8 protein-coding genes are annotated in these 13,900 nt (G+C 74.9%); 2 read left to right on the top strand and 6 right to left on the bottom strand.

Going from position 1 to position 13,900, the window contains the following annotated elements:
- Nucleotides 1–1,401 (bottom strand): type VII secretion integral membrane protein EccD, encoded by a 1,401-nt coding sequence (gene eccD / locus KPL57_RS01700; protein WP_226350125.1) that lies wholly within the window; start codon nucleotides 1,399–1,401, stop codon nucleotides 1–3.
- 137 nt (nucleotides 1,402–1,538) lie between these two features.
- On the opposite strand from eccD, the gene eccCa reads away from it, so the two are divergent.
- A complete protein-coding gene (gene eccCa / locus KPL57_RS01695) occupies nucleotides 1,539–5,510 on the top strand; it encodes a type VII secretion protein EccCa (RefSeq protein WP_226350124.1) in 3,972 nt (1,323 codons plus the stop codon).
- 43 nt (nucleotides 5,511–5,553) lie between these two features.
- Here eccCa and KPL57_RS01690 read toward each other — a convergent pair whose 3' ends face one another.
- The 3 genes from KPL57_RS01690 to KPL57_RS01680 are packed head-to-tail and all read right to left on the bottom strand — an operon-like array spanning nucleotide 5,554 to nucleotide 8,533.
- On the bottom strand, nucleotides 5,554–6,222 hold the full coding sequence (locus tag KPL57_RS01690) for a GntR family transcriptional regulator (RefSeq protein WP_226350123.1): 669 nt from the start codon (nucleotides 6,220–6,222) through the stop codon (nucleotides 5,554–5,556).
- Nucleotides 6,223–6,248: 26 nt separating this feature from the next.
- Nucleotides 6,249–7,037, bottom strand: a complete 789-nt coding sequence (locus tag KPL57_RS01685; protein WP_226350122.1) for an aspartate/glutamate racemase family protein — start codon at nucleotides 7,035–7,037, stop codon at nucleotides 6,249–6,251.
- On the bottom strand, nucleotides 7,037–8,533 hold the full coding sequence (locus tag KPL57_RS01680) for a dicarboxylate/amino acid:cation symporter (RefSeq protein ID WP_226350121.1): 1,497 nt from the start codon (nucleotides 8,531–8,533) through the stop codon (nucleotides 7,037–7,039). The genes KPL57_RS01685 and KPL57_RS01680 overlap by 1 nt, the downstream gene beginning before the upstream one ends.
- A gap of 116 nt (nucleotides 8,534–8,649) precedes the next feature.
- Here KPL57_RS01680 and KPL57_RS01675 point away from each other — a divergent pair, with 116 nt between their 5' ends.
- On the top strand, nucleotides 8,650–10,083 hold the full coding sequence (locus KPL57_RS01675) for an aspartate ammonia-lyase (protein ID WP_226350630.1): 1,434 nt from the start codon (nucleotides 8,650–8,652) through the stop codon (nucleotides 10,081–10,083).
- Between the two features lie 29 nt (nucleotides 10,084–10,112).
- Here KPL57_RS01675 and mycP read toward each other — a convergent pair whose 3' ends face one another.
- Both mycP and KPL57_RS01665 read right to left on the bottom strand, forming a co-directional pair.
- Complete coding sequence (mycP, locus tag KPL57_RS01670) at nucleotides 10,113–11,408, bottom strand: type VII secretion-associated serine protease mycosin (RefSeq protein ID WP_226350120.1); 1,296 nt, start codon at nucleotides 11,406–11,408, stop codon at nucleotides 10,113–10,115.
- The gene (locus tag KPL57_RS01665; RefSeq protein WP_226350119.1) at nucleotides 11,405–13,768 is read right to left on the bottom strand and encodes a hypothetical protein; all 2,364 of its coding nucleotides are present in this window, start codon (nucleotides 13,766–13,768) and stop codon (nucleotides 11,405–11,407) included. The genes mycP and KPL57_RS01665 overlap by 4 nt, the downstream gene beginning before the upstream one ends.
- Between the last annotated feature and the right edge of the window lie 132 nt (nucleotides 13,769–13,900).

Raw genomic sequence — 13,900 nt, 5'->3', positions numbered from 1 at the left:
TCAGCCCGCCAGTCCGCGCATCCAGGCGAACACGCCCAGCACCTGCAGCAGCAGCGGGAGCACCGCGACCGCCGTCAGCGACTCGACGATCTCGACGGCCCGCCCCCAGTACGGCCGCAGACGGTGGCCGGGCAGCCGCTCGGCCGCCACGGCGAGCAGGGCGCCCGCGGCGAGCACCGGCAGCCACAGCCCCAGCACCCGCGCGGTCGGCGACAGGACCGGGGCGACCCCGACCGCGCACACCACCAGCGCGGTGACCACCGGTGCGAGCACCGCCCACCGGGCCACCACGGAGTCCAGGTGCCGTGCGCGCAGCGCCATCAGCGCCGCGACGACGAGCACGAACACCACCGCCCAGACGGTGGCCTCGACGAGCACCAGGGGCAGCAGCACGAGCTGCGCCGCCCCCAGCCCGACGTGCAGGGCCGCGGTGTACCCGACCGTCGCGGTCCCCCGCTCGACGACGAGCGCGTAGGGCACCGGCTCGACGTCGTCGGAGAGCTGCTCGGGCTCCCCGGGCAGCAGCGGCAGCTGCAGGCCGGACAGCCGGAAGGCGGTGGAGGGGACGAACACCCCGGCCACCAGCGACAGCACCACCGCGATCGCCGCGGCCTTGGGCGCGGACACCCCGCCCAGCGCCCCGGCCAGGCCCGCCGCGGCCGTGACCAGGCCCGCCGTCGCGGCCCCGACGAACAGCAGCGCGCCGTCCGCGACGAGCGCCGTCCCGATGGCGAGCGCCATCAGGCCCAGCGCGGCCGCGCAGGCGACCACGGTCATCACCGGCGCGCCCGGCTCGATGAGGCGGATCAGCAGCACACCGGCGGTGGCGGCGTAGCAGACGGCGACGCCCGCCAGCCCGGCCGCGGGCACCGTCCCGACGCCACTGCGCGCGACCAGCCCCGCCGCTCCCAGCAGTACCACCGCGATGGCCCCGGCCAGCGCGAGCGCCAGCGCCGGGACGGTGACCTGCAGGACCAGCGGGACCCCGGTCAGCAGGGCGAGTGCCGCCAGGAGTCTGAGCATCGCCCGGGTCCGGCTGTCGTTCCACGACCAGGGATGGGTGCGGACCTGCTCGCCCACGCCGTCCACGACGTCGTCGTAGTCGATGGGGGCCAGCCCGTCGGCCCGTGGCCGGACGTGCACCACCTCCCCGTCGCGCAGGCCCAGCTCGCCGGTCGTGCGTTCCTCGTCGAACGGCGGGTCACCCAGCCGTTGCAGGACCCAGCCCTCATGCTCGGCGCCCTGCTCGATCGCCTCGCCACCGAAGTGCGGCAGCACCGCGGGCAGCAGGTCGGCGAGCGGGACCTCGGCCGGCACCGTGATGTCCGCGGACTTCTCACCGAGGACGAAACGTAGCCGGGCCGAGCTGCGTGTGCGATGCTGGATCTGCTCTTGCGTCACGGTTCCTCGGGTCCTCTCCTGCCAGGGTGTCGACCACCGCGAACCGCCCGGAACGCTAGGTCCGCCCCCACGCACACGTGCGGCGCCGCGGCCCCGCCCGGGCTTTCCAGGGGAGATCACCCACGAAGGGGAAGCGCGTGAGCACCGAACTGTTCGCCCGACGGGCGCGCCGTCAGAAGCCCCCCGTGCCCGACGAGACCGTCGAGATCCAGGAGCCGCCCGCGGTTCCCGAGGAGTCGGGCGGGGGCATGAGCTCGGCGCTCATGTACGCGCCGATGGGTCTCGGCTCGCTGGCCATGGTGATGATGTTCGTCCGCCCCGGCGGCGGTCCGCTGATCTACGTCGGCGGCGGCCTGATGGTGCTCTCCGCCATGGGCATGATGCTGGTCGGGTTGCTGCGCAACTCCGTCAACCACAAGCAGAAGCTGCACGGGCTGCGCCGCGACTACGTCCGCTACCTCACCCAGCTGCGTGGCCGGGTCCGCCGCTCGCTGGCCGCCCAGCAGACGGCCGCGAAGTGGCTGCACCCCGATCCGCGCTCGCTGTGGTCGATCGCGCTGGGCTACCGGCTGTGGGAGCGCCGTCCCTCGCACGACGACTTCGGCGAGATCCGGATCGGGCTGGGGACCCGGCGCTCGTCGCTGGCGCTCAAGCCGCCGGAGACCAAGCCCGTGGAGGACCTGGAACCGCTGTCGGCGCACGCGCTCCGCCGCTTCCTGCGCGCCTACTCGACCGTCCCCAACGCCCCGATCGCCGTCTACGTCCGCGGGTTCGCCCAGATCCAGATGACCGGCGACGACGAGGCCGTCCTCGGCCTGGCCCGCGCGATGCTGGCCCAGCTCGTCACCGCGCACGGACCCGCCGACCTGCGGGTCGCGGTGGCCTGCAGCGACGAGAACCGGCACCGCTGGGACTGGTGCAAGTGGCTGCCGCACGGCCAGGACCCCGACGCCCCCGACGCCGCCGGTGCGCGGCGGATCGTGACCGACAGCCTGGCCGAGGCGGAGGACCTGCTCGGCGGTCCGGCGTTCGCCGGCCGCCCGCGGTTCGAGGCGGGGTCCCCGGTCACCGCGACCGAGCCGCTGGTCGTGCTGGTCCTCGACGGGGTCGGCGTGCACCCGGAGCACCGCTGCGTGCTGGAGGGCTACCGCAACACGGTGCTCCTGGACGTCGGCGGCTCGCTGCCGTGGACCCAGCGCGCCGACGCGCTGTTCCTGGAGGTCGACCCGGACGAGGTCCGCACCGTGGTCTTCGACCGGCTGGGCCGCCCGCGGCCGCGGCCGCTCTGCCGCCCGGACCGGCTGGGACCGGCCGGGGCCGCGGCGCTGGCCCGCACCGTGGCCCGGTTCCGGATCGGGACCGCGACCGGGACGACCGAGGAGCCGCTGGCCTCGGACTACGACCTCGCCGCGCTGCTCGGGCTCGGCGACGTCCGGACCTTCGACCCGGTCCGCTACCGCAGCGGCCGGGCGGGCGCCAAGCGACGGCTGCGGGTGCCGATCGGCATCTCCGCCGCCGGGGCACCGCTCGAGCTGGACCTCAAGGAGTCCGCCGAGGACGGCATGGGCCCGCACGGCATGTGCATCGGCGCGACCGGGTCGGGCAAGTCCGAGCTGCTGCGGACGCTGGTGCTCGCACTGGCGACGACGCACACCTCCGAGGACCTCAACTTCGTGCTCGTCGACTTCAAGGGCGGTGCCGCGTTCCTCGGGTTCGACGCGCTGCCCCACACCTCCGCGGTGATCACGAACCTGGAGGACGAGCTGGAGCTCGTCGACCGGATGCAGGACGCGCTGACCGGTGAGCTGAACCGCCGCCAGGAGCACCTGCGCCGGTTCGAGTACGCCTCGCGTCGCGACTACGAGGCCGCCCGCGCCGCCGGGGCGCCGCTGGAGCCGATGCCCGCGCTGCTCGTCGTCGTCGACGAGTTCAGCGAGATGCTGTCCTCCAAGCCGGAGTTCGTCGACGTGTTCGCCATGATCGGACGGCTGGGCCGCAGCCTCGGGGTGCACCTGCTGCTGGCCAGCCAGCGCCTCGACGAGGGAAGGATCTCCAAGGTCGAGACGCACCTGTCCTACCGGATCGGCCTGCGCACCTTCTCCGCCGGGGACAGCCGCAGCATCATCGGTGTCCCGGACGCCTACGAGCTGCCCTCCGCACCCGGCAACGGCTACCTGCGTCCGGACACCCAGACCCTGCTGCGGTTCAAGGGCGCCTACTCCTCGGCGACCTACCGCCCGGCCCGGCGGCGCCGGCGCCGCGACGACGTCGAGCAGCAGGTGGTGGCCTTCGGCACCGAGTACCTCCCGCCGCCGGCCCTCCCGGAGGCCGACGAACCGGAGCCCGAGGAGCCCACCGAGACCCGCGCCATGATCGACGTGCTGCTGGGGCGGCTGACCGGGATCGGGCCACGGGCCCACCAGGTGTGGCTGCCGCCGCTCGTCGTCCCGGTCGCGCTGGACCAGCTGCTCCCCCCGCTGGTCGACGACCCGGAGCTGGGGCTGCGCGCCGTCGGCGCCCTGGACTCGGGCACCCTGCGCGCCCCGGTCGGGCTGATCGACCTGCCGGCCCAGCAGCGGCGCGAGCTGCTGACCGCCGACCTGTCCGGGGCCGGCGGCAACGTCGGCGTCGTCGGCGGGCCGCAGACCGGCAAGTCCACCCTGCTGCGCACGGTGATCTCGTCGCTGGCGCTGACCCACTCCGCCGCGCAGGTGCAGTTCTACTGCCTCGACTTCGGCGGCACGCTGTCGTCGCTGTCCGGGCTGCCGCACATGGGCTCGGTCGCGAACCGGCTCGACCGGGACCGGGTCACCCGCACGGTGCTGGAGGTGACCAACCTGCTGGCCCGGCGGGAGGCCCTGTTCGCCGAGCACAACATCGACTCCATGGCGACCTACCGGCGGGCCCGGCGCGCTGGCCGCTTCCTCGACGAGGACCCCTACGGCGACGTCATGCTCGTCGTCGACGGCTGGTACACGGTCCGTCAGGACTACGACGAGCTGGAGGAGCGGTTCCAGGAGCTGGCCGCGCGCGGGCTCGGCTTCGGCATCCACCTGATCATCGCCTCCAACCGGTGGGCGGAGATGCGCCCCTGGCTGCGCGACGTCCTCGGCACGCGCTTCGAGCTGCGTCTGGGTGACCCGGTCGACTCCGAGGTCGGGAGCCGGGTGGCGGCGACCGTCCCGGAGGGACGGCCGGGGCGCGGTCTCACCCGCGACCGCCTGCACTTCCTGGCCGCGCTGCCCCGTATCGACGGGTCCGGTGCCACGGACGACCTGTCCGAGGCGACCGTCGAGCTCACCGAGGCCCTCACCACGCCCCGGGCACCGGTCGCCCCGCCGGTACGGCTGCTGCCCGGGCGGCTCGCGCCCGCGGACCTGCCCGCACCGACGGCGGTCAGCGCCACCGCCGAGATGCGGATGGCGCTGGGCGTCGAGGAGACCCGGCTCGGCGTGCAGTGGTGGGACCTCGACACCAGCCCGCACCTGCTGGTCTACGGCGACACCGAGACCGGGAAGACGGGTCTGCTGCGCCACATCGCGCGCAGCGTCGCCGCCCACCACACCCCCGACGACGTCCGGATCGTGTTCGGCGACGTGCGCCGCGAGCTCTACGACGCGGTGGGGCAGGAGTACCAGCAGGACTACTCGGTCGGCGTCGACGCCCTGACCACGGCGCTGCGGACGGTCGGGGAGACGCTGCGGGCCCGGGTCCCCGGACCGGACATCACCCCGGACCGGCTGCCGCGCCGGGACTGGTGGACCGGCCCGCGCTACTACGTGCTGGTCGACGACTTCGAGCTGATGGAGGGCGGGATGGGCGCCGGCGCGCTCGAGCCGCTGGTGCCGCTGCTCGCCCAGGGCGCCGACATCGGCCTGCACCTGGTGATCGCCCGCAGCACCGGTGGCGCGTCGCGGTCGATGATGAACGCCGGGATCCGGCGGATGTGGGAGCTGGGTTCGCCCGCGCTGCTGCTGTCCTGCCCGCGCGAGGAGGGGCGCTTCCTGGGGACGGTGCGGCCGCGCACCCTGCCGCCCGGGCGGGGTCAGTTCGTCGACCGCAGGCGGTCGGTGCGCCTGGTGCAGACACCCCGCACCGACGGCGGGTGACCGGCACGGTGCCGGCGTGGCGGGTACCGCGCCGGCACCCGGGTCAGCCGAGCTGGTTGGTCGCGAACAGCTCCGTGATGTGGCCGCCGAGCCGCTCCCAGTGCTGCCCCGACGAGGCCGCGGCGGCCGCGCCGTCGCCGGAGGCGCAGAGGTCCACGAACGCGTCGTGGTGCTCGATGGTGTTCCGGCCGCCCAGCAGCGTGGAGAACTTCCGGTAGAGGATCCGGTGGATCTGCGGGTGCAGCTGCTCGACGATCCGGGTCAGCGTCGGGTTGTCCGCGACGCGCAGCGGCACGCCGTGGAAGCGGTCGTCGGCGTCGAGGGCGGCGTCGGTGTCGTCGGTGTCCACCGCGCGCTCGAAGTCGCGGTTGGCCGCACGCATCTCCTCGAGGTCGGCCGCGGTCATCCGGGGTACCGCCGTGCCGACGGCCAGGGTGTCCAGCGACCTCAGCACCGCCAGCGCGCGCTCGGCGTCGGTCCGGTCCAGCGGGGTGATGCGGGTGTAGACACCGGGCTTGGCCTCGACCAGCCCGGTGTCCGCCAACCGGTTGAGCGCCTCCCGCACCGGGGTCCGGCTCAGGCCGAACCGCTCGGCGAGCTCGGTGTCGCGGACCTTCTCCCCCGGCGCCAGCTCGAAGTGGACGATGGCGTCGCGCAGCCGCGCGAACACCTCGTCACTGAGCAGGCGACGCGGGACGGGAACGATCTGCATGCAGCACACAGTATATCAACGGCACGTTAAATCGGTGCCGTCAGCGCCACCATCGCCCGGGCCAGGATCCGTGCCGGGTCCAGCAGCGGCACCGTGACGTCGGTCGTGGCCAGGCACAGCGGGATCTCCGTGCACCCGGCCACGACCGCCTCCGCACCGGCCCGGGCGAGCCGGTCGGCGACCGCGGCCAGGGCCGCGGTCTCGGCCGCACCGCGACGACCGGCCTTGATCGACAGGATCGCCGTCATCACGGCCCGCTGGTCGCGGGCGTCGGGCACGATCACCTCGACCCCCCTGCGGTGCAGCCAGTCCTGGTAGAGCCCGGTCCCGACGGTCCCGTCGGTCGCGAGCAGGCCCGCGCACCGGACGGGTGGCGCCGCGCCGGCGAGGGACCGGGCGACCTCGTCGATCATGTGGACGACCGGGACGTCGACGTACTGCAGCAGCGCCGGCACGAACGCGTGGGCGGTGTTGCAGGGGATGGCGATGTGCGTCGCGCCTGCCTCCTGCAGCTTCTCCGCACCCGCGCGCAGCCAGGGCAGCGGGTCGGGGCCACGCCCCTGCAGGCTCTCGGTCCGGTCGGGCACCGTCGGGTCGGACCAGATGACGACCCGACGGTGCTCCTGGTCCCGCGACGCGGGGGTCGCGTCCACGAGCTTGGTGTAGAAGTCCGCGGTGGCCGCGGGGCCCATGCCGCCCAGGATCCCGATCACCGGGACGTCCGGCGCGCCGGGCCCGGCCGGGCCCCGCGCCGCGACCGGAGCCGGGGCGGTCCCCGGCCCGGTCGCGCGCGGGGCGCGTTCCGGGGCGATCATCAGCGCTGCGCCCCCTGGGTCGCGTCGACCCGCTCGTCCGGGGCGGGTGCCCCCGCACGGTCCGCCGTGACCGGCGACGGGCGCCCTTCGTCGGCCCCGGCCGGTGCCGACGGTGCGGGTCCGCCGGCAGCGACCCCCGGGGACCCGTCGGCCGGGTCGGCGTCGGCCGCGGCGGCCGCGTCGAGGTCGGCGGGCAGCGGCTCACCGCGGCGGCGGGCGCCCCGGATCTCCGACTTGTCGATGACGGCGGCGGCCAGCGAGTTGCCGACGACGTTCACCCCGGTACGGGCCATGTCGACGATGAAGTCGACGCCCAGCAGGAGCGCCACGCCCTCGGGCGGCAGCCCGATCGTCGTGCTCGCGGCGAGCAGCACGACCACCGACGCGGAGGCGACCCCGGCCATGCCCTTCGACAGCACGACGAGCACGCCGACCATCAGCAGCAGGCTGCCCCAGGAGGTGTCGAGACCGAAGGCGTTCGCGATGAACACGAGGGCGACGGCCTGGTAGAGCACCGACCCGTCGGTGTTGAAGGAGTAGCCCAGCGGGACCACGAACGACGAGGTCGAGCGGCTCACCCCGAACTTCTCGAGCCGGCCCAGCAGCGGCGCCAGCACCGCCTCCGAGCTGCGGGTGACGAACGCCAGCCCGGCCAGGTCGCCGATCGAGCGCAGCATCGCGACGTAGCGGACGCCGTAGATCGCCGCGATGACCGGGAAGACGACACCGAGGACGAGGATCAGCCCCAGGTAGACCACGCCCACGAAGCCGAGCAGGCTCACCAGGTTGCCGAAGCCGTAGTGCGCGACGTCGTAGGCGATGAACCCGAGCACGCCCAGCGGCGCGAACGCGATGACGTAGCCGACGACCTTGAACATGGCCCCGGCGAAGGAGTCGAGGACGTCGTTGACCGGCTGTCCCTTCTCCCCGAGCGCGGCCAGTGCGATGCCCACCAGCGTCGCGAACACGATGACGCCGAGCAGGTTGCCCTCGGCGAACGCCTGGAACACGTTCTTGGGGATCGCGTGCAGGAGCAGCTCGTGGAAGTCCACGCCCTGCTGGAGGTTGCCCACCGCGGCCGCGTCGCCACCCGAGGTAGGGGCGCCGACGCCGAGGTCGAACGCCTTCGCCAGGCCGACCGCGAGCAGCAGGATGACCGTGGTGACGATCTCGAAGTAGAGGATCGACTTGCCGGCGATGCGGCCGACCTTCTTGACCGACTCCATCCGCGAGATGCCCAGCACGATCAGCGGGAACACCAGGGGGACGACGACCATCTGGACCGCGTTCAGGAACGCGTCACCGAGGATCTTCAACCCCTCGCCGACGACGGGGAACGCCCAGCCGATCGCCGCTCCGAGGGCGACCGCGATCAGCGACTGGACACCGATCGGGTAGCGCCAGAACCGCCAGTGCACGCGCGCGGCCACGGAGCCGCGGCCGGCACGGGGCTGCGGTGGTTCCTGGGGCGTCGACGGCGTCGGGGACACGGCCATTGTGACTCCTCGCTGTTGTTTGCGTGCAGTATATTGCACTCTGAGCTTTGCGCTTCGCATCCAACATTGAGTAGTCTGGCAGCCGTTGTCAAGAGTGGGGAGCAGCCATGAACGCGATGACGCGTACGGAGGGGGATTCCCTCGGCACGGTCGAGGTGCCCGCGGACGCCTACTGGGGGGTGCACACCGCACGGGCGGTCGCCAACTTCGCCGTGACCGGCGAGACGGTCGGTGGTTTCCCCCGGCTGGTGCAGGCCCTGGCCGCGGTGAAGGAGGCGGCCGCCCTGGCCAACCGGGACCTCGGGCGGCTGGACGGGCGCCGGGCCGACGCGATCGTCGCGGCCTGCCGGGAGCTGCGCGCGGGCGCACTGGCCGACCAGTTCCCGATCGACCCGATCCAGGGCGGGGCGGGGACCTCGACCAACATGAACGCCAACGAGGTCGTCGCGAACCGGGCCCTGGAGCTGCTCGGGCACGCCCGGGGCGACTACGCCGAGCTGGACCCGCTGACGCACGTCAACCTGGGCCAGTCGACCAACGACGTCTATCCGACGGCGATCCGGCTCTGCATCCTGACCCACCTGCACGAGCTGGTCGCCGGTCTGGAACACCTCGCCGCGGCGTTCGCGCGCAAGTCCGAGGAGTTCCACGACGTCGTCAAGATGGGGCGCACCCAGCTCCAGGACGCGGTCCCGATGACGCTGGGCCAGGAGTTCCACACCTACACCACGATGCTGCGCGAGGACTGTGCGCGGCTGCGTGAGGCGGCCGCCCTGCTGTGCGAGAGCAACCTCGGCGGCACGGCGATCGGGACCGGCATCAACGGCCACCCCGACTACGCCCGGGTGGCCTGCGCGCACCTGCGCGACATCACCGGCGAGGAGGTCGTCCCGGCGGGCGACCCCATCGAGGCGACCCAGGACTGCGGGGCGTTCGTGCAGGTCTCCGGCGTCCTGAAGCGGGTCGCGGTGAAGCTGTCCAAGGTCTGCAACGACCTGCGCCTGACCTCGTCGGGCCCGTCGGTCGGGTTCGCCGAGATCAACCTGCCGCCGGCCCAGGCCGGGTCGTCGATCATGCCGGGGAAGGTCAACCCGGTCATCCCCGAGATGGTCAACCAGGTGGCGTTCGAGGTCATCGGCAACGACCTGACCGTCACCATGGCCGCCGAGGCCGGGCAGCTCCAGCTCAACGCCTTCGAACCGATCATCGTCTACGGGCTGATGCGGTCGACCTCGCACCTGGAGGCCGCGGCGCGGACGCTGGCGGACCGCTGCGTCGACGGGATCACCGCGAACCGTGAGCACCTGGAGCAGGGCGTGCGCGGGTCGGTCGGGATCGTCACGGCGCTGTCCCCCGCGCTGGGGTACGCCACGAGTGCGGAGATCGCGAAGGAGTCGCTGGCCACCGGACGCCCGGTCGGCGACATCGCGGTGGCCCGGGGGCTGCTCGACGCCACGCGGGTCGACGAGCTGCTCTCCCCCGCCGCGCTCACCGGGCTGGCCGCCCCGGCCCGGTCGCTGCCGCGGGACCTGGACGCCGCCCTCCACTGACCGCCGCTCCGGCACGGGCCGGGACCGGTTCATCCGGCCCGGATGCCGGAGGGCCGCTCCGGCACACCGCCGTCGTCCGTCGCAGCACCCGCGACCGCCTCGGCCGGGGTGGGCCCGCGGATCTCGACCCGCCGGGGCGGGGACCACCCGCGACGGTGCCCGGCCGGGCCCAGCCGGACCAGCAGCACGACCACCGCGGCCGTGCCGGCGGCGGCGAGCACGCTGAGCACCGCCGTCAGCGGCCCCCACGACGGGGCGACCGGATCGGGTGCACGGACCGGCGGGGCGACGACGGCGGCCTCCCGCCCCGTCCCCTCCTCGGGCAGCACCGCGGTGACGGCGTCGACCGGGTTCACGGTGCCCCAGCCGAGTGCCGGGTCGGGGAGCGGGACCGCGGGGTGCGTCGCGGTCGCCTCCAGCCGGTGCTTGACCTGGTCGGCCCGCAGGTCGGGCCGGTAGGCGCGGACCAGTGCGGCGGTACCCGCCACGAACGGCGCCGCGTAGCTGGTGCCGCTGCCCTGCCAGTGGCCCGGCCCGCCCGGGCCGATGCTGACGACGTCGCTGCCCGGGCCGACCAGCGACAGGTACGGGCCGGTCTGGGAGAAGTCGGCGCGCCCGCCCTCGGCGTCGACGGCACCGACCGCGATCACCGTCGGGTAGGAGGCCGGGTAGGTGACGGGATCACCCGTGCGCGCCCCGTTGGCGGCCGAGGCGACCACGACGACGTCGCGGGCGGCGGCGTGCGCCACCGCCTCGGCGAGCCCGGCGTCCGGGATGCTGGTGCTGGCCGACACGTTGATCACGCGGGCGCCCTCGTCCACGGCGCGGCGGATGCCCGCGGTCAGGGACGCGGCGGTCACCCGGCCGGCGTCGCCGTCCGCGTCCGGGACCGTGACCCGGATCGGCAGCAGGGTCGCGTCGGGGGCGATCCCGGCGAACCCGCTGCCCTCGACCGGCTGCGCGGCGATGATGCCGCCGACGAAGGTCCCGTGGCCGTAGCAGTCGCTGTCCGCCGGGCCGGGCGACACCACGTCGGCACCCGGGAGCACGTGCGCGCCCGCGAGCTGCGGGGTCCGGGCGTCGACGCCGGTGTCGACGACGGCGACGACCACCCCCGCACCCCGGGTCACCGGCCACACGCGCTGCGGCGCGAGCTGGCGTTGTGCCCAGGGCAGCGTCGGTTCGGTCACCGTCGGCGGGGGCAGACAGCCCGGCGGGACCGCCGGGGCGGCGAGGGCCGGTGGGGCGGCCGTCAGCAGCGTGACGAGCGCGGCCGCACCGAGCGCCACGGCCCGGCCGGCGGCGCGGGACCTCGCCCGTCTCACGACGCGGCGGCCGAGTCGCCGGTCGCGCCCGCGTCGACCGTGAGGAGCGGGACGGTGAGGCGCCGGACGACGTCCGGGTCCTCCACCGTCCGCAGCACCATCCGGCGTCGCCGCTCCAGGGCCCGTTCCAGCCTGGCCAGTGCCGCCTGGTCGCGTTCGCCGAGCCCGCCGGAGCCCTCGCCCTCGTCGGCGCCGAGCTCCCGGACGAGCAGGGCGAGGCGCGGTGCCACCGGCCCGCCGTCGACGTCCTCGGGCGCGGGCGCGTCCCGCACCCCGATCGTCCGGAACCGGGTACCGGCCGGGAAGACGACCTCCGCGACGGGGCGGCCCGCGACGAGCTCGCTCGTGCGGCGGGCCGTCATGGGCCAGATCAGGACGTCGTAGCCGGCGTCGGGGACGGTGACGTCGAGCTCGCCGGCCGCGCTGAGGAAACCCGGCTCGGCGAGTGTCCCGCCCACTACGGTGTGGTCCGGCGGCGGTTCCGGCGCCCGACCCTGACGCAGCACCGGGCGACGGTGCGTCGGGAGGCGACGCAGCCCGGAGACCAGACAGGCCAGCTGCCCCTCGGGCAGGTCGCGGCCGCCGGACCGGACGCCCTCGTTGACCGGGCCGCCGCCACGCTCGCCGTCGCCGAGGTGCAGGCACACCGCGGCCAGGTCGGTCTTCACCCCGGACGTGTCCCCGGTGCGCAGCGACGGCCAGGAGGCCAGCGCTGCGTTCACCGTCGCGAGGGCCTCGGTGTACAGGTCCCCGGCGGCGGCGACGAACCGTTCGCGTTCCTTGCCCGTGCTGGGCCGGTCGTCGACGACGAGCGGCGGACCCGCGTCCGCGGCCCCCGTGGTGGCCGCGGGGTCCGTGTTCCCGGGGCCGTGGTCCCCGGTGACGGGGCCGACCGGCCCGGCGTCGGCGGCCGGTCCCGGCGGGGTGACGTCGGCGTCCGGTGGCGGGACCGCACCGCCGGTCGGGCCGTCAGCGGTGTCCCCCGGCTCCGGTGCGTCGTCGACGGCCGGATTCTCGCCGGGGGTCGGCGGTTCCGCGACGGCCGGGACCGGCACCGCGGGCACCGCCGACTCGACCCGCAGGTCCGGCACGGTGGTGTCCCAGCTCGCCGGGGCCGGCCGGGGCAGCAGCCCGAGCGACACGGCGCGCTCGGCGTCCTCCGGGGTGGCCCAGACCCCGCGGAGCCGGACCCGGTGACGGGCACGGCGCTCGTCGTCGAGGGAGTCGACGAGCGAGCGGGCGGCGGCGAGGAGCGCGGCCCCGACGGGCTCGCCGTCGTGGCCGAGGTGGAGGGTCCAGACCGCCGGGTCGTACGGGTCGGGCGGCACCGGCCCGGCCTCCCCGGCGCCGAGGACCAGGCCCGACGGGACGACGGTGGCGACGACGTCGTCGCGGACGTAACTGCACCCCCGTGCGTCCCACCCGGCCGGGGGGAGGCCCACCGACAGCACGTCCTGCCCCCCGTCGGAGCGCTGGCGCAGCACCGTCGGGAACGGACGCATCCGGGTCTCCCGCCCGGGTTCGACGACGAAGGTCTCCACCCCCGACGCCGTCCGCAGTGCGACACCGGTGCCCAGGGCGAAGTCCGCGCCGATCGCCTCGCCGATCGCCGCCGGGAACCCGTCGGTGAGCACGGCGGGGGTGAGCGGCGCGACCAGCACGGGGCACCCGGAGGTGATCGTGCGCGCGGCGCCGGCGATCGCCTCCGGCGTCGGGACAGGGCCGGTGCCGCCGACGAGCAGCTGCACGAAGCGACGGTCGAGAACGGCACGCAGCGCCACGTCGTCGTTCTCGGTGCCCTCCTCCGGGGCGGGCAGGCCGCGGACCGCGAGCCCGCCCGGGACCGGCTCGACGGCCGCTCCCCCGACGACCGCGGGCTCGTCGGGGAGCGCCCCCTCCCAGTCCGGGCGCGGGAAGCGCGTGCCGTGTGCCTGCGGTGGTGATCCCGGTGCGAAGCGCACCCAGCCCGTCCCGCCGACCGTGGGACCGGTGAGGATGCCGGACCCGACGGAGAACCGCATGGCCCCCGACGGGGCGACGAGCGCGACACCGGTGGCGTCGGTGACCTGCTGCAGCCTGGCACCCAGGGCGGCGATGTCGGTGACGGCCAGCCACAGCTCGCCGTCGGCGCCCGCGGGGCCGGTCACGACCTCGTGCAGCAGCCGGAGGAGCTCCCCCGCGAGTCCCGGCCTGCGGTAGGCGGTCCCGACCAGCATGGCGACCGGCGGACCCGACGAGCCCAGGCTGGACAGGAACCCGCGCTCCCGGGACGCCTCCGTCCCGTCGGCGATCAGGACGTGCGGCCCGACCCGGGTTGCGACCAGGGGGGCCACGACGGACTCGGCCCGCGCGTCGGTCACCGGTCCCACCTCGCTCTCCTCGGGCACGCGTCCACCGCCCCCGGCGGGACGGACCCGATCCACCGTCGATCATGGCCGCGCCGGGCACGCGGTTCGGCCCGGTGCTCCGTGCGCACACCGAACACGGGGGTT

The sequence above is a fragment of the Pseudonocardia sp. ICBG601 genome (assembly GCF_020496245.1).
This window is presented reverse-complemented; position numbering and strand designations above follow the sequence as displayed.

What these genes read in the sequence shown, in the direction of transcription:
- KPL57_RS01690 (WP_226350123.1), bottom strand. Translation starts at nt 6,222, where the DNA reads ATGCAGATCGTTCCCGTCCCGCGTCGCCTGCTCAGTGACGAGGTGTTC.
- KPL57_RS01685 (WP_226350122.1), bottom strand. Translation starts at nt 7,037, where the DNA reads ATGATCGCCCCGGAACGCGCCCCGCGCGCGACCGGGCCGGGGACCGCC.
- KPL57_RS01680 (WP_226350121.1), bottom strand. Translation starts at nt 8,533, where the DNA reads ATGGCCGTGTCCCCGACGCCGTCGACGCCCCAGGAACCACCGCAGCCC.
- KPL57_RS01675 (WP_226350630.1), top strand. Translation starts at nt 8,650, where the DNA reads ATGACGCGTACGGAGGGGGATTCCCTCGGCACGGTCGAGGTGCCCGCG.